Genomic DNA, 22,558 nt, shown 5'->3' on the forward strand with positions numbered 1-22,558 from the left:
CTTAGCGAATGGGTTAGCCAAAATGCCGGAGCCCAGGCCCGTGAAGTGGCCTTTGAGTCTGATGTCATAAGGCACCTCAGCTTTGAGATGCTCCAGTCTGTGCCGCACACGGCTCAGTACATGGCGCAAGGCGGGACAAGCGCGCTAAGCGATGAGCTGAACCATGACATCACGAAGCTCAAGAGCTTCCGCACCGCCCTCGATGAAAAGCTCACAACCCTGAGCCGGCTATCTAGAACCAACGCACTCCATCGGGAACTAGAGGCTATCCGGCTGCTCTCAGTCCAGGTGCAACGCAACCTGGAACAGACGGCTGCTGAAGTTAAAGAACTGCAAAAACAAAACAAACCACTTAGCCTAACGTTGATACAACGAACAACTCAAGACCGAACAATTAGTGAGATTCGGCGACACGGCGAAGTCTTGGCAAATCTGTACAACGAAAAAGCCCAAAAGCTTGATGCTCTTAAAAAAGAGCAATATTCAGCACGTCTTTTGGGTATGGGCATCTGGATGGCTGGGCTTGTGCTGGGCTGGGTAGTGGGCTTGAGCTTTGCCTGGCGCACAGCCGATCGGATTCTTAAACCGTTGCTACAGCTAGATGAGCTGATGCTGAACCCTGATAAAAATATAGCCACAACCCTGCAAAGCCCCAGCTTCAGCAAAGCCCCCCGGGAAATCATTAGCCTCAGCGGCAGCTTCTACAAATTGGTCACTGAATCCCTATCACTGACAGCACAACTCAAGGACCTAGCCCACACGGATGCGCTCACCGCATTGGGTAACCGCCGCCGCTTCGACGAAGTTTTCAGCCAGGAGTGGAAGCGGGGCCTGCGTAGCCGCCAACCCTTGAGTTTACTTCTGTTGGATGTGGACCATTTCAAGCTTTACAACGATAGCTACGGGCATGTTGAAGGAGACCTCTGCCTCGAGAAAGTTGCAGATGCGATAAAAAGCAAGGTGCTACGCAGCACCGACCTTGTCTGCCGTATCGGTGGCGAGGAATTCGCGATTCTGCTGCCGGAAACTGGGTTGACCGAAGCCTGTCGACTGGCGCAAGTCATTATTAACGCCCTGGATTCCGCCTGCATCGACCATGAATCCAGCCCAGTTGCCAGCTGGGTTACGGCCAGCATTGGGGTCGCCAGCGGGATACCTCAACAGGGGACCAGTCAACGCCAGCTGATGGAAAAAGCCGACCAAGCTCTCTATCACCGCAAACGCAACTTGGGACGACATGGCGTCACGGCCGCCGATCCCTGGCCTAGCTCGCTCTAGCCCCCGGCTTGCAAGGCCTGGCGAATGGCGGTGCCGTCAACCGAGGGGAGTGGTGATGCAGTAGGCACCAGACCCAGATAGGCCTGCACGTCACGGACTGTGCTGAGGTTGCGCTCTAGAACGCCGCCTTGCACAAAGAAAGGCTCCTGGTTGGCCAAAGAGAAAAACACCAAACCCTTCAACGAATCACGGAATCCCCGTTCAGTTACACCCTCCCGACGGGCCATGGTGGCGATCGCGGCGTCAGGGTTGGCAGCCGCCTCCTTGTGGGAAGCCTGCCAGACCCTCAAAAGCCGTGCCACTAAAGGCCGGTTGGCCGAAAGGAACTCCGGATCAGCAACCAGAATGTCGAAAATCTGGCCAGGAATTTCACGGCTAGTGAATAGGGGGCGAACCTTACCTGAAGCAATTGCTTGGTCGGAAAAGGGTGGGAACAGGGCTGCCGCGGCAACTTCACCCCTGGCTAGAGCCTTCGGCATCGCCTCCAATGGCATTGGCCTCAGTTCCACATCCTCCAGGCCTAGACCATTAAGGGCTAGAGCGCGGCTGAGCACAAAAGGGCCGAGGGTGGAAGGAGTGATGGCCACCGGGCGGGAGCGAAGCTGGGCAATAGAATTCAAAGACTGGTCAACTACCACCTGATCGGCGCCCCTGGATTCATCAAGCACCAATACCACCACTGGGCAACGCTTCGGCACCCGGTGACAGATGTCAACGGCTTCAACGGTGGTCAGCTGGGCCAGCTTCAACTCTCCCCGCAAGTAAGCGTGGACAATATCTTGGGGATTCGTATAATTTTTGAGGTCAAGCTTTAAGTCATAACGCTGATCTAGTTTACGGTCCTGGGCCAGCGAGAAATACTCATAGCCAGGCCAATTGCTGGCCGGAACGGTAACAGTGGCTACCCCAGCCCCACAGCCCGCTGCACTCAGAAGCAGGGCAGATGAAGCAACCAGGCGCAGCAAATATCGGGGAGAGGCAGACACGGGAGAGATCACCACGCCGTAAATGGACCCGGGGAAGAGAGATGCTTAATCTTGTTTCCATTCAGCAAATTATCAAAAAAATCAGGGCAGCTGGGCCCACAAAAACTTTTCCACCGCCTCCAGTCCTTCGCCGCTGCGGATGTTGGTGAAGCACCAAGGGCGCCCAGGGCGCATGCGTTCGGTGTCGGCTGCCATCACCTCAAGGCTGGCTCCCACCATGGGAGCCAGGTCGATCTTGTTGATCACCAGCAGATCGGAGCGGGTGATCCCCGGGCCCCCCTTGCGAGGGATTTTATCGCCGGCGGCCACATCGATTACATAAATGCAGAGGTCCACGAGCTCGGGGCTGAAGCTGGCGGCCAGGTTGTCGCCGCCGCTCTCCACCAGCACCAAATCCAGATCGGGGAAGGCCGCCTCCAGCTCGGCCACCGCCGCCCGGTTAATCGAACAGTCCTCGCGGATGGCGGTGTGGGGGCAGCCACCGGTTTCGACGCCGCGGATGCGCTCCGGCTCTAGGGCCCCAGCTCGGGTGAGGAACTGGGCATCCTCCTGGGTGTAGATGTCGTTGGTGACAACCGCCAGCTGCAGGCGATCGCGCAGCCGCCGGCAGAGGGCCTCCACCAGGGCGGTTTTGCCCGAGCCCACCGGCCCGGCTACGCCCACCCGCAGCTTGCTCATCCGATCCGCTCAGCTGCGAAACAGCCTGGAGTACAGCTCGGCGTGGCGCAACTGGGCCAGACCCGCACCCACGCCGCCGCTCCAGAGCTGGTCGGGATCGGCTGCCGCCAGTTCGAGGGCCCGCTGGGCAATCAAAGGCGCCAGACCCAGCTGCAGGCGCTGGGCCTCGGTGGGTCCTAGAGGCACCAGCCGCAACGCCGCACTGAGCTGGTTTGCCACCCAGCCATATAAGTAGGCCTCCACCAGCTCGGTGGCGCCAACCTCCAGGGCGCGACCCGCCAGGGCAAAGGCTGCCGGCCAAGCCAGGTTCAGGGCGGGCGGATTGAAGCCCAGATCAGCCAGCAGCCCCAGCAGCGAAGCGCCCATCTGGCGCTGCTGGGCGCGCACCTCCGCCGCCTCCCGCAGGGCCAGCAACCAGCTATCGCGCTCGCGCAATTCGGCTACCTCAGCCACCAGCAAGCCCGGCAGGCTCGCCACCTCCAGCACCAAGGTGCCGCGCTGCAACTCAGACTCCAGCCAGGCGCTCACCCCAGCCCCGTCCAGCAAAAGCCCGCGCTGCACCAGCACCTCCAAGCCCTCCGAATAACTGAAGGCCCCCACCGGCAGCGCTGGGCTGATCAGTTGAAACAAGCGCAACCGGCTAGTGGTCATGGCTATGGCTGTGGCCGTGGATGGGGCCGTAGGCACCGGACTCGGGCTGAAAGGGAGCCTGCAGCTGATCCACCTGCAGACCGCGATGCTCCAGCAGGTGGGCCAGCACGGAATCGGCGAGCAGGCGCAATTCACCAGCCCTGATCTCCATGGCCACGTGGCGATTGCCAAGGTGATAAGCGGCCTGGAGCAGGGCCAGGGGATCGGCGCTGCGCACCTGGATCAGCTCCTCCGCCGCCGCCCGCACCTGCACCAGCGGTTCGGCAGCCGTGGCGGCCAGCCACTCGCCGGGTTCCAGGGCTGAGCCCCGGGGCAGCTGCAGCAGCACCTGCCTGCCACAGACAGTGCAACGCAACCCCCGCAGCTGGGTGCGCTCCGCCGCCGAAAGGGCAAGCACCAAGGCAGGAACACCCCCCGGGCTGGCGGCCAGCCCGCGCTCACGCAGCACCAAAGGCCTGTCAGCAGGCTCGGAGCTGGCCATCGCCGGGTGCACCATGGTCTCTAAACAGCATGCCTGGTGAATCATCCCAACACCATTGCGGCAGGCCGCTGGCACGGCGCCGCTGAGCTGGAGTTCACGGCCCGACAGGGCAGTCCGGGGGAGCCGCCTGCAACTGTGCATCAGGGCTGGGCTACATCCCCTCTGAAATTGCAACGGGCCTACCCCCAGGCTGGTGGCCGCTGCGAATTGCCCCTCCTGCACACCGCCGGCGGCCTGGTGGGAGGCGACCAACTCACGGTGCGGGCCCACCTTGCCCCTGCCAGCCAGGCCCTACTGACCAGCGTGGCGGCCCAGAAGGTGTATGGCACGGTGGGGCGCTCCCGCTTGGTGCCGCAGGGCCAGTGGGCCCGCCAGAGTCTGCACTTCAGCCTTGAAGCAGGCAGCGACCTGGAATGGCTGCCCCAGGAGCTGGTGCTGTTTGCCGGCGGGCTGCTGGAGCAGAACCTCACGGTGGAGCTGGCACCAGGAGCCAGCTGGCTGGGCATGGACGTCGTACGGCTAGGCCGCAGCGCCGCCGGCGAAACCCTGGGCCAGGGCTGCTGGCGCTCACGGCTGCAGGTTTGTCGCCGCGGCCCCGAAGGTCGCCGCTGGGAGCTGGTGGATCCCCTGGAAATCAGCGGCGCCAGCCTCGCTGCAGAACACGGCATGGCGGGCCAACCAGTGCTGGGATCGCTGGTGTGGGCAGCGCCGCAGCCCCTGGGGGCCGCTGCCCTAGCCCAGCTGCTGGCCGACTGCCGCAGCGACCGCCAGGGCCTGGAGGGCGACCTGGCCTGCGGAGCCCTAGACCAAGGCCTGATCGCCCGCTACCGCGGCCCTTCCAGTCAGGCGGCCCGGTTTTGGTTCACCAGGGTATGGGCCCGGATCCGGGCCGCACGCGGCCTCAGCGCCCCAGAACTGCCGCGGGTATGGCCCTTCCAGGAACAGCCCTTGGGTTCAGGCTGAACGGGTCAGACGCCCTAAGGCTGCCAAAGTTGGGCCATGCACCTAACCCCCCAGGAAAAGGACAAGCTGCTGATCGTCACCGCCGCCCTGCTGGCGGAGCGGCGGCTCAACCGCGGCCTCAAGCTGAATCACCCCGAGGCCGTTGCCTGGCTCAGCTTCCAGGTGATCGAGGGCGCCCGGGACGGCAAGACCGTTGCCACCCTGATGGCCGAGGGCAGCACCTGGCTGAGCCGTGAACAGGTGATGGAGGGGATTCCTGAGCTGGTAAGCGAAGTGCAGATCGAAGCGATGTTTCCCGACGGCACCAAGCTCGTGACCCTGCACGACCCGATCCGCTGATCACCGAAAACCATGCCCCCCCTGATCCCTGGTGAACTACTGCCCGAACCCGGCGAGATCGTGCTGAACGCCGGCCGGCCCGTGACAACGCTGCTGGTGGCCAACAGCGGCGACCGGCCCGTGCAGGTGGGCTCCCACTTCCATTTCCACGAGGCCAACAGCGCGCTCAAATTTGACCGCGACGCCGCCCGCGGCCTGCGGCTCGACATCCCCGCCGGCACGGCTGTCCGCTTTGAGCCCGGCGACAGCCGCGAAGTGCAGCTGGTGCCCTTCGCCGGCGAGCGCCGCGTTTTCGGCTTCAACGGCCTGGTCAACGGACCGCTCGATTAACCCTTTTCCACATGCCATACCGCATCTCCCGCCGCGCCTACGCCGAGACCTACGGCCCCACCACCGGCGATCGGCTGCGGCTAGCCGACACCGAGCTATTTCTGGAGGTGGAAAAGGATTTCACCGTCTACGGCGATGAGGTGAAATTTGGCGGCGGCAAGGTGATCCGCGACGGCATGGGCCAGAGCCAGACTCCCCGCGCTGAAGGCGCCGTAGACACAGTCATAACCAACGCCCTGATCCTGGATTGGTGGGGGATCGTCAAGGCCGACATCGGCCTGCGCGACGGCCGCATCTGCGCCATCGGCAAAGCGGGCAACCCCGACACCCAAGCGGGCGTGACGATCGTGGTGGGCCCGGGCACCGAAGCGATCGCCGGCGAGGGGCACATCCTTACGGCCGGCTCGATCGACACCCACATCCACTTCATCTGCCCGCAGCAGATTGAAACGGCCCTGGCCAGCGGTGTAACCACCCTGCTGGGGGGCGGCACCGGCCCGGCCACCGGCACCAACGCCACCACCTGCACCCCGGGCGCCTTTCACCTAGCCCGCATGTTGCAGGCCGCCGAGGGCCTGCCGGTGAATCTGGGCTTCTACGGCAAGGGCAACGCCTCCACCCCCGAAGCGATCGAGGAGCAGGTGCGCGCCGGCGCCTGCGGCCTCAAGCTGCACGAAGACTGGGGCACCACCCCAGCCGCGATCGACTGCTGCCTGACGGTGGCCGACCGCTTCGACGTGCAGGTGTGCATCCACTCCGACACCCTCAACGAAGCCGGCTTTGTGGAAGACACGATCCGCGCCATCGGCGGCCGCACCATCCACACCTTTCACACCGAAGGGGCCGGCGGCGGTCACGCCCCCGACATCATCAAAATCTGCGGCGAAACCAACGTGCTTCCCAGCAGCACCAATCCCACCCGCCCTTACACCCGCAACACGCTCGAGGAGCACCTCGACATGTTGATGGTGTGCCACCACCTGGATCCACGCATCCCGGAGGATGTGGCCTTCGCCGAATCGCGCATCCGCCGCGAAACTATCGCCGCCGAAGACATCCTCCACGACCTGGGCGCCTTCTCAATCATCGCCAGCGACTCCCAGGCCATGGGCCGGGTGGGGGAGGTGATCACCCGAACCTTCCAGACCGCCCACAAGATGAAGGTGCAGCGCGGCGCCTTGCCCGAAGATGCCGCTTCAAGTGGAGGCCGCAACGACAACACCCGCTTAAAGCGTTACATCGCCAAAACCACGATCAACCCGGCGATCGCCCACGGGCTCGATTCCCAGATCGGTTCGGTGGAGGTAGGCAAGCTTGCCGATCTGGTGTTGTGGAAGCCGGGCTTTTTCGGGGTGAAACCGGAATTGGTGATCAAGGGCGGCTCAATCGTGTGGGCCCAGATGGGCGATGCCAACGCCTCGATTCCCACCCCCGGACCGGTGCACGGCCGGCCGATGTTTGCCGCTTTTGGGGCCGCCCTGGCCCCCAGCTGCCTCACTTTCATGAGCCAGGCAGCCCTCGATGCCGACCTACCCCGCCAGCTGGGCCTGAAACGCCCCTGCGTGCCCGTGACCAACACCCGCGGCGACATCGGCAAGGCCTCAATGAAAAACAACACGGCCCTGCCGAATGTTGAGGTTGACCCCCAGACCTATGAGGTGTTCGCCGATGGGGTGCTGCTCAGCTGCGAACCAGCCGATGTGCTGCCAATGGCCCAGCGCTACTTCTTGCTCTAATCAGCCACCGTTTTGGGGTCACGCGGGCTATTGCGCCGCTCCGGCAGCAGCTGGGGAAGCTGGGCCAGGGGTTCGCTGAAGCCCATCCCCATGGTGGTAAAGGTGCTGGAGCGAACAAACCAACGCAGAAAACCCGCCACCTGATGCAAGTCGGCGGTCCGATGCACATGGAAATCAACCAGCAATGCTTGACCTACCTGTAAATCATGGTTTCCGGTGATAAACAGGCACAAGCCACCGAGACTGATGTCGAGGATGTCGGCATAAAACCACTGGGTGCGAGCTTCACAGCCTGGGCTGGGCAGCTGAATCAGCAATGGAGGACAGGGAAGCGCCAGGAACCTTTCAAAGCAGCGCTGACCGTCGTCGTGACCCAGAATTTCTGGGTATTCATCCCCAGTAAGGATTGTTTGGGCCTCATTGCCCCCTGGACCTTTACCGAAGGGTTCTGCCCAGGAGACACCAGGCCCTCTGGAGGCATCGCCAGCAGGATTTGGGAGATGGCTGGGCATAACAAAAGCCCCAGAGAGCTGCCGTCCCTTCACCCTAATGCCCAAGAAAGAAAGCAGCCATGGACGGAGCTGGCCTTCCGTATCAACCCACACCGGCGTCAACCCAACGGGTGGACATGATCCCCCCTTAGCAGGTGGTGGAGCATGTTTGGGGAATACAGACCAAATCGGGGCTACGACGAATACTTCAGTGCGCCTGATCAGCCCCGCAGCGCCCTGCGGCCCCTGCTCTCCTCCCTGGGCCAGCTGGGGCTCGATGAACTAAATCGCAATCACGCGGCGGCCGGCGTTTTGCTGCGGCGGCTGGGGGCCACCTTTCGCCTCAATGGCTCGGGCAACCATGGTGGTGAGCGCATCCTGCCCTTTGACCCCCTGCCGCGGCTGATCGGTAGCGGGGACTGGCAACGCCTCGAGGCAGGCCTGTTCCAGCGGCTGGAGGCAATCGACCTATTTCTGGCCGATGTCTATGGACCCCAAAAAATCTTGAACGACGGCGTAATTCCGCGGCAGGACGTGGAGAGCTCCCAGGGCTGGCGACCCCAACTGCAGGGCTTCCAGCCGCCCCTGGGCCGCTGGTGCCACATCTCCGGTTTGGATTTGGTGCGCGATGGCCAGGGCACCTGGCGAGTGCTGGAAGACAACCTGCGCTGTCCCTCCGGCGTGGCCTACTTCCTGGAAAACCGCCGGGTGATGAAGCGGATGTTCCCGAGCCTGTTTGCCGGCCGCACAGTGCAACCTATCGACGATTACCCCTCCCACCTGCTGCAGACCCTGCGGGAGCTGGCCCCCTGGACCGATACCCCCAAGGTGGTGCTGCTCACCCCCGGGGTGTTCAACAGCGCCTACTTCGAGCACAGCTACCTGGCCCAGCAGATGGGCATCCAGCTGGTGGAGGGCCGCGACCTGATCTGCCAGGACGACCGGGTGTGGATGCGCAGCACGGCCGGGCCCGAACCGGTGGATGTGATCTACCGGCGCATCGACGACGACTTCCTCGACCCGGCCGTATTCCGCAGCGATTCGATGCTGGGGGTGCGGGGCCTGATGGCCGCTTACCGGGCCGGCCGGGTGGCAATCGCCAACGCACCAGGCACCGGCGTAGCCGACGACAAGCTGATCTACGCCTACCTGCCGGAGATGATCCGCTACTACCTCGGCGAAGATCCAATCATTGAAAACGTGCCCACCTACCTCTGCTCCAGGGAGGATGACCGGGCCTACGTGCTGGCCCACCTCAGTGAGCTGGTGGTGAAGGCGGTGGCCGAAGCCGGTGGCTACGGCATGCTCATCGGCCCCCACGCCAGCAGCGAGGAGATCGCCGAGTTTGCCGTCAAGATCCAGGCCGATCCCCGCAACTACATAGCCCAGCCCACCCTCGAGCTCTCCACCGTGCCCTCGCTGAGCGAGGGCGAACTGTTCCCCTGTCACGTGGATCTACGGCCCTATGTGCTGCGCGGCAAGGGAGCCTGGGTAAGCCCGGGCGGCCTCACCCGGGTGGCCCTGCGCCGGGGTTCCCTGGTGGTCAACTCTTCCCAAGGTGGCGGCTGCAAGGACACCTGGATCGTGAGTGAACAACCATGCTGAGCCGCGTCGCCGACTCCCTTTATTGGATCAACCGCTATGTGGAGCGGGCCGAAAACATCTCCCGCTTTGTGGAGGTGAGCGAAGCGATGGCCCTCGACTGCCCGCCCGGCAGCGCCGAACCCTGGCTGCCCCTGGTTGATGCCAGTGGTGATCGGGAACTGTTCGACCGTCTTTATCCAGAAGGACGCCCGGAGCAGGTGGTGGAGTTTCTAGTGCGGGCAGAGGCCAATCCCAACAGCGTGGTGAACTGCATCGCCATCGCCCGCGAAAACGCTCGCCAGATCCGCGATGTAATCACCACCGAAATGTGGGAGCAGCTCAACGACATCTATTGGACGCTGTTCGACAACAAGGGGTTCTGGGATCAGCCCCCCCAGGAGCAACTTCGGGACATCCGCCGGGCCTGCCAACTTTTTTATGGCATCACGGATGCCACCCTCAGCCGCGACCTCTCCTGGCAATTCAGCCGCCTGGGGCGGGTGCTGGAGCGGGCTGAAAAAACCACCCGCATCCTCGATGTGAAGTACTTCCTGCTGCTGCCTTCACCTGATGAGGTGGGCGGCGTACTCGATGAACTGCAGTGGATCTCCCTGCTGCGTAGCGCTGGGGCCTATCAAATGTTCCGTCAGTCGCGCCAGCAGGCGATCGAGCCCAAGGCGGTAGCCAGCTTCCTGCTGCTCGACCCGATCTTTCCGCGCTCGGTGCGCTACTGCCTGGAGCGCATCCACGAAACCTTGAGAATCGTGCGAGGCCAGGCGGTGCCAGCAGCTCCAGACGAGCTCGAATGCCTCAGCGGCCTCACCCTGGCCCGCTGGAGCTACAGCCGCATCGATGAACTGATTGCGGGAGGTTTGCACGAGTCGATCGACGGCCTGCAAAGCGACCTCAACCGGCTCCATGATCTGATCGAACAGCGCTACTTCATCGCCGACCACGCATGCGTGCCCGCGTAACCCACACCTTCACCTACCGCTACAGCGCCCCGGTGCTGCTGGGTCCGCACCGGTTCTGCCTCAAGCCCCGGGGCCACGGCTTTCAGCGGCTACTGGACTTCCAGCTGGTAGTGACGCCGGAGCCTGGGCGGCTCTACCCCTTGGTGGCAGCCAGCGGCGATGAAATCCTGCGGGCCCGATTCAATGGGCCAACAGATGCGTTCATCGTGCGGGCCAGCAGCCTGGTGGAAACGGAACCGGCACCGCTGCTGCAGGTTTGCCTGGAGGGCAACGAACCGATGCTGCCCTACCCAGTGGGCCACCTGAACGGTGACCTGGCCGGCAGCCTGGAGGGCTGGCTACCCAACGGCCAGCACGATCCAGCCGCGGTGGACATGGCCCAGGAAGCGCTGATGGGCAGCGATCAAAGGGCGCTGATGTTTTTGCAACAGCTGGTGGAAATCATCCAAGACCGGGTCAAATACACCCAGCGACACGTGGGTCCGGCCTGGCCCGCCGGCCGCACCCTCAAGGAAAGGGTGGGATCCTGCCGCGATCTCGCCATGCTGATGGTGGAAGCCTGTCGCTGCGTGGGTTTACCGGCCCGCTTCGTGAGCGGCTACCACCTGGTGGAACCAAAGCCTGAGAGCTACGACCTGCACGCCTGGGCCGAGGTGTATCTGCCAGGTGCCGGCTGGCGGGGCTTTGATCCCAGCGGCATAGGCGTGATCGACGATCGCTACATCACCTTGGCCACTTCCTCCAAGCCGGAGCTGACCGCTGCAGTCACAGGCAGCTTTTCGGGACCGAATGGCGTCGAAAGCCTGCTGGAATGGAGCATTGAGGCAGACATCCAAGAGCCGGCTGCAACCATGCAGTCCGCCTAAGCAAAAGGTGCCTGCAATTGGGTGTCCTCCATTTCCAGACAAACCACCTGATGGCGGCCGCGATCCTTAGCCACGTAAAGCGCGCCATCGGCTGCGGCAATCGCAATGCCCTGTTCTTAAGGCTCAAAGAGGAATGCCTGCGCTGCCGCCGCACCGGCGAGCCCCTCAGCTGCATCACTATCGACGTGGATGGTCTCACCAAAATCAATGACCGCTTTGGCCATAAAATCGGCGCCCTAGTTCTGAAACGAGTGGCCAGCGCGGTACGCCAACGGCTGCGCATCACCGACCACTTCTTCCGCAGCGGCGGGAATGAATTCGTGGTGGTGGCCACAGATTGCAATAGGGCCGCCGCCCAGGAAATGGCTGCGGATCTACAAGCCCTGGTGAGCCAGCTGGGGCTAGGCAGCAAGCAGGAACCAGTGCCCACCAGCATCAGCACTGGGATCAGCACCATGGAAGGCGATGAGCTCAAACCTGACACCCTGCTGGCTCGCTCGGATACAAACATGCGCCGGGCGAGACAAAATAGGAACTGCTGACCTAATGTTGTTGAGAGGTTTTGACATCTAGCCCGCGTGCAGGAAGCGTCCATACCCGAAGATGATTCGGCTCGCCTCAAGGAACTGCAGAGCTACGGCGTACTTAATACGCAATCGGAAGCAATCTTTGACGATATCACCCACCTAGTTCAAGATATTACTGGCGCAAAAATAGGAGTTATAAGCCTTATCGACGAAAATCGTCAGTGGTTCAAGTCTTGCGTTGGCCTCGAAGACGCACCCAAGGAAACGCCCAGAAATATTTCATTTTGCGGCCACACAATCGTTCAGCGCCGGCCCTTAATTATAAACGATGCCCTTGAAGATGATCGCTTTGCCGATAATCCACTTGTATTAGGCGAGCCTCGCATCCGTTTTTATGCCGGCTTCCCCTTAATCGCCGCCAACGGCTTCGCATTGGGCAGTCTTTGCGCCATTGATATCGAACCGAAGGCCCTCTCGCCTAAGCAGGTCACCTCCCTAGAGCGACTGGCTCGCCAAGTGGTTAGCCAAATGGAACTGCGGCGAGAAGCCCACCTACTGCAATCCGCCGAATTAGCACTGCAGGCCCAAGGGGGAAATGGCCAGGTCAAGCCAGGCATCCAGCTGCTTAGTGAAATCAATCCAGTAATGAATCGGGAGCAGCTACAGCAGATGCTGAGCCTGCTGCTAGGCCTAGATCAACCACCCTGCTTTGCACTGGCGCGCTGCAAGTTCAAGGAGTATTCCCGCGTCAGCGCCACCATTGGGAGCGCTGCGGCGGAGAACCTAATCCAAACTGGCTTAGAGCGCCTACGGGACTGTCTACCTGCTCAAGCATCAACCGCCTACTTCTCGGATGACGAGATAGCAATCGTGCTACCACACCTCTCAGAAGAAAGTGCTCTCACAGCGATTGCAGAAAGATGCATGGCGAGACTTGAGGCACCATTAAAACTAAACGACCGTGATATAGAGCTGGGAATAAACATGGGCATTGCAATCTTCAGAAAAAACTATAGCGATGTTGATTCTCTACTCTCTGACGCCAGCATCGCCCAACGCATAGCCATCACCGATCGCAGCAAAAACAGCAATTTCAACTTCATCGATCTGCCCGCACGACTGGCGGCACAGCAGCACTACCAAGTGGAAACCGATCTACGCCGCGCTATCCGACGCAACGAAATCACCCCCTATCTGCAACCGATTGTTGATCTCGCCACGGGCAAGCCTGTAGGCCTGGAATGCCTGATGCGCTGGCGCACCGACAGCGGCGAAATGATGCTTCCCAATAATTTTTTGCCGATATCTCACCTGGCCGGGCTCAGCGGTGAACTTGATCTTCAGATAATCCAGAAAGCAATTCAAGCCATCCATGATCTAGCAAGCGCTGCACCAGGGCAGCCGCTGCAACTCTCAGTGAATCTCTCCGGCGTACTGCTGGAAAGTGAGGGCCAGCGCCAACGGTTGCTGCAACTGATCCGCTCCACCCCCTTGCCAAAAAATTGGCAGCTGCAAGTAGAACTGGTCGAGGATTATTTAGATGACAATGGCTCGGAACTGGGCATCTTCCTCGACTCCCTGCGCCGCCTTGGAGTTGCCATCGCCATCGACGACTTCGGCACGGGTTATTCCTCGCTCAGCCGCCTCCACAACTATCCAGTGCGCACGGTGAAGGTCGATTGCAGCTTTGTTGAGCGCATCGACGACAGTAGCAATCCCAGCAACCAGTTGCTAAAAACAATCCAGAATCTCTGCGCTGATTTAGGTCTGGACAGTACCGCTGAAGGTGTTGAAACCGACTCTCAACGCGCCTGGCTACTGCGGAACGGCTATAAGCATGGTCAGGGCTACCTATTCAGCCGGCCGATGTCGGTGGCTGCTATGGCCCACTACTTAGCCGAAATTTACCAGGAAACTACCAACTAACCCCGTGCAACTTAGGCAAGGGGGCCGTTTTAAACGTTGTAGCAAATAATCGGGGAATGAGGCGGCTGTTATATACCCGAAACTCCCGCACCACGCTGGCACCCTCCTCACGCACAGCCTGATTAAGCACCACCGAACCATCGTGATCAGAAACGGAGCGGTGAAACGTTCCCGGAGGAATGCGCAGGATGTCGCCACCTGTTTCTAGGCGAACAATGTGATAGGGATAATTCCAGCCCAAATTGACCAAGTAAAAAGTTCGGCCGCCGTGCAGGGCCAACAAATTATCTTCCTGGTGGGGATGCAGATAAAACTGCCAGGCACCAGTCTTCTCCTCATCCGGAGGGCTCACCGCCGGACCGGCATGGATCACCAGATCGCGGGCATTGGAGCTGGCAACGGTGATATCAAAGAAACGAACAGCGGGGGTATCGCGGAACTTCTCGTAGGGAATCAGCTCAAACATCGGCGCAGACCGGGAAGGGCCAGACCGGGGAAGGGCAGACATTTGGGTAAGAGCAGCGGGTGCTGCCAGATCAAGACCTAATGAAACTCACCACCGGGGGGCCGGCCGTCGCAACCACTACCTATCAAGGAAACTTGCTTGGCTCAAAAGGGGATCGGCATCTCCACATCAGCTGGCTCGGGGGCACACACCGGCACCCGCTGGGCCACCACTTCGCCCAGCACCACGATTGAGGGCGAAGCAAAATCCTGCTCCTCAGCCCGGTCGGCCAGCTCACCCAGCACGCTGATCAACTGCCGCTGCCCCCGCACCGTGCCCTGCTGAATCACGGCCGCAGGCGTGTCGGCCGCCAGGCCACCCGCCATCAGCTCCTCGGCGATGCGGCGCAGGTTGTGCAGGCCCATGTAGATCACTAAGCCATCACTGGCCTGGGCCAGGCCGCGCCAGTTCACCCCGGGCCGGCCCTTGTCGATTTCCTCGTGGCCCGTCACGAAGGTGACGCTGGAGCCGGCGCGGCGGTGGGTAACGGGAATGCCCGCATAGGCCGGGGCCGCGATGCCAGCCGTTACCCCAGGCACCACCTGCACCGGCACTCCCCTGGCGGCTAAGTGGGCCGCCTCCTCGCCCCCGCGGCCAAACAAAAAGGGATCACCGCCCTTAAGCCGCACGATCAGGCGATGGCGGCTGGCCAGTTCCACAAGCACCGCGTTGGTGCTTGGCTGCGGCACGGAATGGTGACCGCGGCGCTTGCCGACAAAGTGGAGCTCGCAGCCCTGGGGCACCAGATTCAGCAGGGCCTGCGGCACCAAGGAGTCGTAGACGAGGGCGTCGCACTGCCGCAGCAGCCGGTGGGCCTTGAGGGTGAGCAGCTCCGGATCACCGGGACCCGCCCCCACCAGGTAAACCGTGCCGAGCTGGGCCGGGGCACTCATGGCAGGGCCTCGAGTTCAGCCAGCAGCAGCTGGCGCAGACCAGGCCGCTGCAGCAAAGGCGGACCCACCTGCTCCACTAGCTGGTCGGTGAGCCGGTTGGCGGCCAAGGCCAGAGGCAGAGCTGGAGCGGTCAAGGCTGGAGCGGCAAGGGTCAGCTTCAGCTCCGCGAGGTGTTCTGCACTGTATGGAGTGGCGATGCAGTGGGCGCCGGTGCGCCGCTCCAAAGTGGTGAGGTAGCGGGCGGCCAGGGGGCCCTCCAGGGGGTGATGCAGCAGTAGGGGCCGGGCATCCTGCATGGCCAATCCGGCTAGCTCCATAGCGAGGGCAGCCTGCCAGCGGGGCCAGGCCCCCAGGAAGGGCCAGTGCTGCACGCGAGCAAAAGCCGACCAATGGCGCACGATCGCCGGCAAATCGTGGCGCACATGGCCGCCGGGCAGCAGCAGCAGCGGCACCAAGCCGAGAACCTGACCAGGCTGCAGCAGCTCGCTCGCCGGCGGCGGCGCCGCAGCCGAAAGGGCCTGTAGCCGCACGGGCGCACCACGACGACACTCCAGCTCGGCGGCCAAGGCCACCAACTCGGCAGGCAGCTGGCCGCCCGCACGGCCGTGCACCACCAGCAGCAGGGGTTGGGCTGGCGTAGCAGCCAAGCGGCGCCCCAAGCGCTCGGCCACCCGCGGATCGAGCCGGCGACGGCGGAGGGGCACCAGGGCGCGGCGGGCTCCTGGCAGACGGGCCAGCAGATCCACCGCCGGGGCAGCCAGCTGGGGATCGAGGTCGCTGGCCAGGGCGCTGAGACCTTCCACCAACTGGGACCGGGGCCACACCGACAAACCACGGGCTACCCCTTCGAGAGCGGCGCGCCGCAATGGGGTGGCGATTGGGGCCTCCAACCAGCACAGCAGCACGGGCCAAGCCGCAACCTGGCGCTGGTGACCCAGCAGGGGCAGCAGGGCTGCCGACACAACTTGGGGCAAAGCCGAGAGGGGCAAAGCCGAGAGGGGCAAAGCCGAGAGGGGCAAGGGCGAGCCAAGGGCGCCAGGGCCGGGAGCCAATTGCTCAAGCAGCCAGGCGGCACTCGCCCCATCCCGGTGGCGCAATACCTGGCTGGGCAAGCCTGGGTCCGGATCGGGCTGCTGGCGCCACCAGCGCAGCAGGCGCAATTGGGCCGGCGGATCCAGGCGCTCCGCCAGGACGGCCAAAAGATCCTGGTCTGCCCTCAAAATTCCAGCCTCCAGAGCCGCCAGCCAGGGTTCTGCGTCCAGCTCGGGCTGGCTGCGCAGCTGTTGCAGCCAGGGCCAGCGATCCGCGCAGCCACTGGGTGGCAGATCCGCCGGCATTAGCTGGGGCGCAAGAGGGGCAAGGGCCATCAGGAGGCTGCCGACTCGCGGCGGCGAGCTCCAAAGTGCTCTACGAAGAGCTGCTCCAGCACATCCGGCAGGTCGCTGAGGGGAACGCCCTTGTGGTGCAGCTCGGCCAACTTGGGCTCGGCACCCATGGAGCCGCCAAGAAAGATCTTGGCCGCCTCCACCATCTGACCATCCTTACGGGCCTTGGCCCCCATCAGCCCGATCTGACCCATGTAGGGCTGGCCGCAGGCATTGGGGCAGCCGGTCCAGTGCATGCGCACCGCCTCGGGCAATTCGATGCGCTGCTCCAGCTCTTCGAGCACCTGTTGGGCCACGCCCTTGGTGGGAATTAAAGCGAAGCTGCAGTAGGCGCTGCCGGTGCAGCTCACCGCTTCGGCCTGCAGGGTCGAGGGGGCGGGGCGGAAGCGCTGCAGCAGGGGTTCGGCCAGCAGGGCCTCGATGCGATCGCCTGGCACATCAACAATCAAGGCGTTCTGCGCCTCGGTGAGACGCAGCTCGCCGCTGCCATAGGTGCGCGCCAAAGCGGCAAGTTCCAGCATCGAAGCCGCGTCCAACCGGCCCATCGGCACGTGCAGCCCCACCCAGTGGAGCCCCTTCTGCTTCTGGGCCTGCACACCCAGGCCCGAGCGGGGAGCCCGGTTTACCAGGTGGGAGCCATCGTGGGGGAGCACGGATTCGGCAAATGCTTCAACCAGCTCAGCCCGGTAAGCATCGATCCCGAGCTGGTCGATCAGATACATCAGCCGGCTTTTGTTGCGCTGCTGGCGGTTGCCGTGGCACTCGAAATGGCACAGCAAGGCCAGGGTGAAGTCGGCGAGCTGCTCAGGCCGCAGCCACAGGCCTAGGGGGATCGCCAACTCGTTGCGCTGGGCTGAGAAGAAGCCCCCCACCAGCACCGTGAAACCGAGCTGACCGTTGTGCTCAGCCGGCAGAAAGGCCAGGTCGTTGTGCAGCAGGAAACTATCTGGGGCTCCGCCCACGGCCACATTGAATTTGCGCGGCAGGTTGCGGGGGCCAGCGGGGCCCAGCAGCCGCACCTGAATCGCCTCCACCAAGGGGCGGGTGTCGACGATCTCCTCCGGGTCAATGCCCGCCAACGGGTTGCCGGTGATGTTGCGAGGGTTGTCGTGGCCCGATTGGCGGCTGGTCAGACCCCCAACCTCCAGGGCCTGCAGAAGGGGCGCCATGTCCTCCAGCAGCAGGCCTCGCAGTTGGAGATTTTGGCGGGTGGTGATGTCGGCACTGCCCTGATCGCCACAACGATCGATCACCTCAGCCAGCAGCTCCAGCTGGTCGGCCGAGATCACGCCGTTGGGCAGCCGCAGCCGCACCATGAAGCGCCCCGGGGTCACCGGACGGAAGAAGATCCCCAGCCACTTGAGCCTGATAGTGAGCGTGGCTTCGTCGAGCGATTCCCAGCCCTGGCGGCCCAGCTCCTCGAGGCGAGGCGCCAGCTCCAGCCCACAAGGCTCGACCTTGGCCTGCTCGATTTTGCTGAGCTCCGGCTGGCTGGCCGCAGAAATGGTGGGGCTCGTCATGGGGCGGACTCTCGGAACACGGAACAACCTCGGCTTGCCCTCCCTGCCGCCACAGAGCTGCAAGGGGGTCCGAGCAAGCGCCGATGAGAGCTACGCCGCCGGATAACAAAAATGGGAAAAAGCTCCCCGCAGGGAGACAATTGGAATTGTCTGCAGTGCGGGTCGCTTCCTGTGTCGCAACCGCTACAACCCGCACCAGCAGCGGCGGTGGCAGAGCCCAGACGCCTGCAGCGCCTCGAAGCCCTCGGCCCTGAGCGGGCCCGCTTTCGCGAACTTATTGCCAAGGTGGGCAGTGGCGAGCACACCAGCACAGGCCTCAGCCGCGATGAGGCCCGCGACGCCATGGACCTGATGCTCCAGGGCCAGGCAAGCGATGCGCAGCTGGGAGCCTTCCTGATCGCCCACCGCATTCGCCGGCCGCTGCCGATCGAATTGACCGGCATGCTCGACAGCTACCGCAGCCACGGCCCAAAGCTGCAGACCCCTGGCCGCCAGGCCATTTGTTTCGGCGTGCCCTACGACGGCCGCAGCCGCACCGCCCCCCTGCTGCCCCTGCTCGCCCTGGTGCTGGCCGGCGCCGAAATACCGGTGGTGCTGCACGGCGGCGACCCGATGCCGGTGAAGTACGGCGTCACCCTGGCCGAGCTGTTCGCCACCCTCGGCATTGAATGGCGTGGGCTCAACCTCGCCGCTCTGCAGCAACGGTTGAGCACGCACCACCTGGCCCTCACCCACCAGCCCGACCACTTCCCAGCGGCGGAAAGGTTGCTGCCGGTGCGCGATGAAATTGGCAAGCGCCCCCCCGTAGCCAGCCTGGAACTGCTTTGGACCCCCCACTGCGGCGACCATCTATTAGTGAGTGGCTTCGTCCATCCCCCCACCGAAAAACGGGCCTGGGAGGCCCTAGCCACCGCCGGTGAAACCGAGGTGCTCACAGTGAAGGGACTGGAGGGGTCAACCGACCTGCCCACCAGCCGGGCCGGCATCACCGGCCGTGTCCGCCAGGGCTCGCTGGAGCGGCTGCTCGTGCACCCCCGCGACCACGGCCTCCACGGCGATGAGATCGCCTGGGTAAATCTGGAAACCTGGCAGCAGCAAGCACTGGCCGCTCTCGGTGGCGAAGGCCCCCTGGCTGGACCGCTGCTCTGGAATCTGGGGGCCTACCTCTGGCTAGCCGATCGCTTCGAAAGCCTTGCCGATGCCATCGAGCAAGCGCGGGCTCTGCTGGCCTCTAGATGCGGCGAGCGACTGCGGCAAACCCTTGCCGATCCCAGCGAAAGCGGCAATTGGTAGCAATTGCAACCCTCAACTTGAAGCCAGCCGTGGTCTTGTAAACGGGTCGGTCAGCTTGTGCGCCGGCTCGATTTTTAGACCGGTTCGGTGCGCTTCTTTGTGGAGCCCGTCCGGAGTGCAATTGCCACCACTCCGGCCCATCCCAATCCAGCCATGTCCAACCTTTCGCGCCGCAAGTTTCTGATCACCGCCGCCGGTTCGGCAGCTGGAGCTATCTGGCTAGCCGCCTGTGGCAGCCCCAGCAAAAAATCTGAAAATCAAACCCCAAGTCCAGCCGACGGTGCGGATGCGCCTGAGCTGAAGACCGCCACTTTGGGCTTCATCGCCCTCACTGACGCCGCGCCCTTGATCATTGCCCTGGAGAAGGGTTTGTTCGCCAAGCACGGCATGCCCGAGGTGAAGGTGGTGAAGCAGACCTCCTGGGCCGCCACCCGCGACAACCTGGAGCTAGGCAGCAGCCGTGGCGGCATTGATGGTGCCCATATCCTCTCGCCGATGCCGCTGCTGCTAACTGCCGGCACGATCACCAAGACCAAGCAGCCCCTGCCGATGTACACCTTGGCGCGGCTCAACTTGCAGGGCCAAGCCGTGTCAGTTTCAAAGGACTACTTGGACAACAAGCTCAGCATCGACAACAAAGCGGGCTTAGCAAAAGCAACTCAACAAGCCATTAGTAAGGGCAAGAAATTCAAGGCGGCCGTTACCTTCCCCGGCGGCACCCACGACCTATGGATGCGCTACTGGCTCTCCGCCAATGGCATCGATCCCAATAAGGATGCCGACCTGGTAGTGGTGCCACCCCCCCAGATGGTGGCGAACATGCAGACCGGCACAATGGACACCTTCTGCGTTGGTGAACCCTGGAATCAGCGCCTGGTCAATAAGAAGCTGGGCTACACCGCCGCCGTCACCGGCGAACTCTGGAAAAACCACCCCGAGAAAGCCTTCTCGATGCGCGCCGACTGGGTTGATAAAAATCCCAAGGCCGCCAAAGCCCTGCTGATGGCCGTTCAGGAGGCTCAGATCTGGTGTGAAGACCCAGCAAACCTTGATGAGCTCTGTGAAATCACTGCCAAGGACAAATACTTCAAAGCCAACGTGGCAGATATCAAACCCCGTCTAGCCGGCGACATCGACTACGGCGATGGCCGCGTAGTTAAAAACAGCCCCCTGAGAATGCGCTTCTGGAGCGAAAATGCTTCCTTCCCCTTCAAGAGCCACGACCAGTGGTTCGTTACCGAAGATATGCGCTGGGGCTACCTACCCTCGGACACCGATATCGATGCCTTGGTGAACAAGGTGAACCGGGCTGATCTCTGGAAGGAGGCTGCCACTGCAATCGGTCAAGAAAAGGCCATTCCCGGCAGCGATTCGCGCGGCAAGGAAACCTTCTTCGACGGTGTGGTGTTCGACCCGGAAAATCCCAAGGCCTACCTAAACGCCCTGGCAATCAAGGCGATGAAATGAGCTCCAACGCCTAGCAACTTCCCCGTTCCCACTCCCGCCATCCGTGACCCCCACCGCTTCCCCGGGCCGGCCCTCCCGCCGGCGCCGGCTGCTGCCGGCACTGCCCCAGATCCTGCCCTACCTGCTCTGCATCGGTGCCTTTCTGCTGGTTTGGCAGTTGCTTTCGGGCGCCCTTGGTTCTGCGCGACTGCCCGGCCCGATCAACGTGCTGGTTGATACCTGGGATCCCTACATCAGCCAGCCGTTTTTCGATGACGGTGGCACCAGCAAGGGCCTGGGCTGGCAGATCCTGATCTCGCTGCAACGAGTGGCCGTGGGCTACGGCCTGGCGGCGGTCGTGGGAGTCGCCATCGGCGGCCTGCTGGGATTAAATCGCTTCGCCGGCAAAGGGTTTGATCCGGTAGTGCAGGTGCTGCGCACCGTGCCACCGCTGGCCTGGTTTCCGATTTCGCTGATGGTATTTCAAGACGCCAATACCTCGGCGGTATTTGTGATCTTCATCACGGCGATCTGGCCGATCATTATCAATACGGCTGTGGGCATTCAAGAGATCCCCCAGGACTACACCAACGTGGCCCGGGTGCTGCGACTCAGCAAGCGGGCCTACATCAGCAACATCGTGATTCCTGCCACGGTGCCCTACGTATTCACCGGCCTGCGCATCGCCGTGGGCCTGGCCTGGCTGGCAATCGTGGCTGCAGAGATGCTGAAGGCCGACGGCGGCATCGGCTACTTCATCTGGGATGCCTACAACGCCGGCGGCGATGCCAGCTCCAGTCAAATAATCCTGGCGATCATTTATGTGGGCGTGGTGGGCCTGCTGCTGGATCGCCTGGTGACCTGGGTGGGGCGCAAGGTGAGCAAGGGAGCCGCCTAAATGACCACTCCAGCTGGACTGATCAGCGTCGATGCCGTAACCCAGGTATTTCCCCTCGATGACGGCGGCCGCTACGTAGCTCTGCAGGGCATCAATCTCGATATCGCCGCTGGCGAATTTGTGTCGCTGATTGGCCACTCCGGCTGCGGCAAGAGCACCCTGCTCAACCTGCTAGCCGGGCTCGACCAGGCCAGCGAGGGCGGTATCTTGATAAATGGCCGTCAGGTGACCGATCCAGGCCCTGATCGCATGGTGGTGTTTCAGAACTATTCGCTGTTGCCCTGGCTCACGGTGCGCCAAAACATCGCCCTTGCCGTAAACACCGTCTACCCCTCCAAAAGCAACCAGGAGCGGCGCGAAATCGTTGAGCGCAACATCCAGACGGTGAATCTCAGCGCCGCCGCCAACAAATTTCCAGCCGAGCTCTCTGGCGGCATGAAGCAGCGGGTGGCGATTGCTCGGGCCCTGGCCATTCGGCCCAAGCTGCTGCTGCTCGATGAACCCTTTGGCGCCCTCGACGCCCTCACCCGAGGCAATTTGCAACAGCAGCTGATGCAGATCTGTCAGGAATCGGGGCTTACCGCCGTGATGGTCACCCACGACGTTGACGAAGCCCTGCTGCTCTCAGATCGGGTCGTGTGCCTGAGCAACGGACCTGCAGCCGGCATCGGCCACATCTTGAAGGTGCCCCTGCCGCGCCCCCGGGACCGGCTCACGGTGATGGACCACCCCGCCTACTACCAGCTACGCGCCGAGCTGATCCACTTCCTGCAGGAGCAGCGCCGGCTCAAGCAACTCGCCGCCACCT

At 62.8% G+C, this 22,558-nt stretch carries 22 protein-coding genes and 1 pseudogene; 14 read left to right on the forward strand and 9 right to left on the reverse strand.

What is annotated here, in order from left to right; translation table 11 throughout:
• Window positions 1-45: 45 nt before the first annotated feature.
• Window positions 46-1,278 (forward strand): GGDEF domain-containing protein, encoded by a 1,233-nt coding sequence (locus KBY99_RS14865; RefSeq protein WP_254997797.1) that lies wholly within the window; start codon window positions 46-48, stop codon window positions 1,276-1,278.
• On the opposite strand, the gene KBY99_RS05305 is transcribed toward KBY99_RS14865, so the two are convergent.
• From KBY99_RS05305 to ureE, 4 genes are all read right to left on the reverse strand, one after another.
• Window positions 1,275-2,243 (reverse strand): ABC transporter substrate-binding protein, encoded by a 969-nt coding sequence (locus KBY99_RS05305; protein WP_409996534.1) that lies wholly within the window; start codon window positions 2,241-2,243, stop codon window positions 1,275-1,277. The genes KBY99_RS14865 and KBY99_RS05305 overlap by 4 nt on opposite strands.
• A 102-nt stretch (window positions 2,244-2,345) precedes the next feature.
• Window positions 2,346-2,942: an urease accessory protein UreG gene (gene ureG, locus KBY99_RS05310; RefSeq protein WP_106502637.1), complete on the reverse strand. Its 597-nt coding sequence runs from the start codon at window positions 2,940-2,942 to the stop codon at window positions 2,346-2,348.
• A 9-nt stretch (window positions 2,943-2,951) separates the two neighbouring features.
• Window positions 2,952-3,593, reverse strand: a complete 642-nt coding sequence (locus tag KBY99_RS05315; protein ID WP_254997798.1) for an urease accessory protein UreF — start codon at window positions 3,591-3,593, stop codon at window positions 2,952-2,954.
• Window positions 3,583-4,089 (reverse strand): urease accessory protein UreE, encoded by a 507-nt coding sequence (gene ureE / locus KBY99_RS05320; RefSeq protein WP_254997799.1) that lies wholly within the window; start codon window positions 4,087-4,089, stop codon window positions 3,583-3,585. The genes KBY99_RS05315 and ureE overlap by 11 nt, the downstream gene beginning before the upstream one ends.
• Window positions 4,090-4,110: 21 nt before the next feature.
• Here ureE and KBY99_RS05325 point away from each other — a divergent pair, with 21 nt between their 5' ends.
• The 4 genes from KBY99_RS05325 to ureC are packed head-to-tail and all read left to right on the forward strand — an operon-like array spanning window position 4,111 to window position 7,442.
• Window positions 4,111-5,037 carry an urease accessory protein UreD gene (locus KBY99_RS05325; protein ID WP_409996529.1) on the forward strand — a complete coding sequence of 309 codons (927 nt, stop codon included), beginning with the start codon at window positions 4,111-4,113 and terminating at the stop codon, window positions 5,035-5,037.
• Window positions 5,038-5,073: 36 nt separating this feature from the next.
• A complete protein-coding gene (locus KBY99_RS05330) occupies window positions 5,074-5,376 on the forward strand; it encodes an urease subunit gamma (protein WP_254997801.1) in 303 nt (100 codons plus the stop codon).
• 12 nt (window positions 5,377-5,388) lie between these two features.
• On the forward strand, window positions 5,389-5,706 hold the full coding sequence (locus tag KBY99_RS05335; RefSeq protein WP_254997803.1) for an urease subunit beta: 318 nt from the start codon (window positions 5,389-5,391) through the stop codon (window positions 5,704-5,706).
• 11 nt (window positions 5,707-5,717) lie between these two features.
• Window positions 5,718-7,442, forward strand: coding sequence for an urease subunit alpha (ureC, locus tag KBY99_RS05340; RefSeq protein ID WP_254997805.1), 1,725 nt, complete (start codon window positions 5,718-5,720; stop codon window positions 7,440-7,442).
• Here ureC and KBY99_RS05345 read toward each other — a convergent pair.
• Window positions 7,439-7,954 (reverse strand): PilZ domain-containing protein, encoded by a 516-nt coding sequence (locus KBY99_RS05345; RefSeq protein ID WP_254997807.1) that lies wholly within the window; start codon window positions 7,952-7,954, stop codon window positions 7,439-7,441. The two genes, ureC and KBY99_RS05345, sit on opposite strands and share 4 nt — an antisense overlap.
• A 144-nt stretch (window positions 7,955-8,098) precedes the next feature.
• On the opposite strand from KBY99_RS05345, the gene KBY99_RS05350 reads away from it, so the two are divergent.
• From KBY99_RS05350 to KBY99_RS05370, 5 genes are read left to right on the forward strand one after another with little or no spacing between them, the layout of a single operon-like run.
• Window positions 8,099-9,538 (forward strand): circularly permuted type 2 ATP-grasp protein, encoded by a 1,440-nt coding sequence (locus KBY99_RS05350; protein ID WP_254997809.1) that lies wholly within the window; start codon window positions 8,099-8,101, stop codon window positions 9,536-9,538.
• The gene (locus tag KBY99_RS05355) at window positions 9,532-10,491 is read left to right on the forward strand and encodes an alpha-E domain-containing protein (RefSeq protein ID WP_254997812.1); all 960 of its coding nucleotides are present in this window, start codon (window positions 9,532-9,534) and stop codon (window positions 10,489-10,491) included. Before KBY99_RS05350 ends, KBY99_RS05355 begins: the two co-directional genes overlap by 7 nt.
• Window positions 10,476-11,357, forward strand: a complete 882-nt coding sequence (locus KBY99_RS05360) for a transglutaminase family protein (RefSeq protein WP_254997814.1) — start codon at window positions 10,476-10,478, stop codon at window positions 11,355-11,357. The genes KBY99_RS05355 and KBY99_RS05360 overlap by 16 nt, the downstream gene beginning before the upstream one ends.
• Window positions 11,358-11,407: 50 nt before the next feature.
• Window positions 11,408-11,899 (forward strand): GGDEF domain-containing protein, encoded by a 492-nt coding sequence (locus KBY99_RS05365; protein WP_254997816.1) that lies wholly within the window; start codon window positions 11,408-11,410, stop codon window positions 11,897-11,899.
• Between the two features lie 36 nt (window positions 11,900-11,935).
• Window positions 11,936-13,810, forward strand: coding sequence for a sensor domain-containing phosphodiesterase (locus KBY99_RS05370; protein ID WP_254997818.1), 1,875 nt, complete (start codon window positions 11,936-11,938; stop codon window positions 13,808-13,810).
• Here the strand turns inward: KBY99_RS05370 and KBY99_RS05375 are convergent.
• From KBY99_RS05375 to KBY99_RS05390, 4 genes are all read right to left on the reverse strand, one after another.
• Window positions 13,800-14,276, reverse strand: a complete 477-nt coding sequence (locus KBY99_RS05375; RefSeq protein WP_254935613.1) for a redox protein — start codon at window positions 14,274-14,276, stop codon at window positions 13,800-13,802. The genes KBY99_RS05370 and KBY99_RS05375 overlap by 11 nt on opposite strands.
• A 143-nt stretch (window positions 14,277-14,419) precedes the next feature.
• On the reverse strand, window positions 14,420-15,208 hold the full coding sequence (gene cobA, locus KBY99_RS05380; protein WP_254997821.1) for a uroporphyrinogen-III C-methyltransferase: 789 nt from the start codon (window positions 15,206-15,208) through the stop codon (window positions 14,420-14,422).
• A complete protein-coding gene (locus tag KBY99_RS05385) occupies window positions 15,205-16,575 on the reverse strand; it encodes a CbiX/SirB N-terminal domain-containing protein (protein WP_254997825.1) in 1,371 nt (456 codons plus the stop codon). Before KBY99_RS05385 ends, cobA begins: the two co-directional genes overlap by 4 nt.
• Window positions 16,575-18,113: a ferredoxin--nitrite reductase gene (locus KBY99_RS05390; RefSeq protein WP_254997827.1), complete on the reverse strand. Its 1,539-nt coding sequence runs from the start codon at window positions 18,111-18,113 to the stop codon at window positions 16,575-16,577. The genes KBY99_RS05385 and KBY99_RS05390 overlap by 1 nt, the downstream gene beginning before the upstream one ends.
• 225 nt (window positions 18,114-18,338) lie before the next feature.
• Here KBY99_RS05390 and KBY99_RS05395 point away from each other — a divergent pair, with 225 nt between their 5' ends.
• From KBY99_RS05395 to KBY99_RS05410, 4 genes and pseudogenes are all read left to right on the forward strand, one after another.
• Entirely contained in the window at window positions 18,339-19,406 is a 1,068-nt protein-coding gene (locus tag KBY99_RS05395; RefSeq protein WP_409996535.1) for an anthranilate phosphoribosyltransferase, read from the forward strand.
• A 153-nt stretch (window positions 19,407-19,559) separates the two neighbouring features.
• The gene (locus tag KBY99_RS05400) at window positions 19,560-20,873 is read left to right on the forward strand and encodes a CmpA/NrtA family ABC transporter substrate-binding protein (protein WP_254997830.1); all 1,314 of its coding nucleotides are present in this window, start codon (window positions 19,560-19,562) and stop codon (window positions 20,871-20,873) included.
• 43 nt (window positions 20,874-20,916) lie between these two features.
• On the forward strand, window positions 20,917-21,750 hold the full coding sequence (gene ntrB / locus KBY99_RS05405; protein ID WP_409996530.1) for a nitrate ABC transporter permease: 834 nt from the start codon (window positions 20,917-20,919) through the stop codon (window positions 21,748-21,750).
• Window positions 21,751-22,554, forward strand: a pseudogene (locus tag KBY99_RS05410) (nitrate ABC transporter ATP-binding protein); the annotation flags it as partial. It lies immediately after the preceding gene.
• Window positions 22,555-22,558: the final 4 nt, after the last annotated feature.

It is taken from the genome of Cyanobium sp. Maggiore-St4-Cus (assembly GCF_024345615.1).
Lineage (GTDB): Bacteria > Cyanobacteriota > Cyanobacteriia > PCC-6307 > Cyanobiaceae > Cyanobium_A > Cyanobium_A usitatum.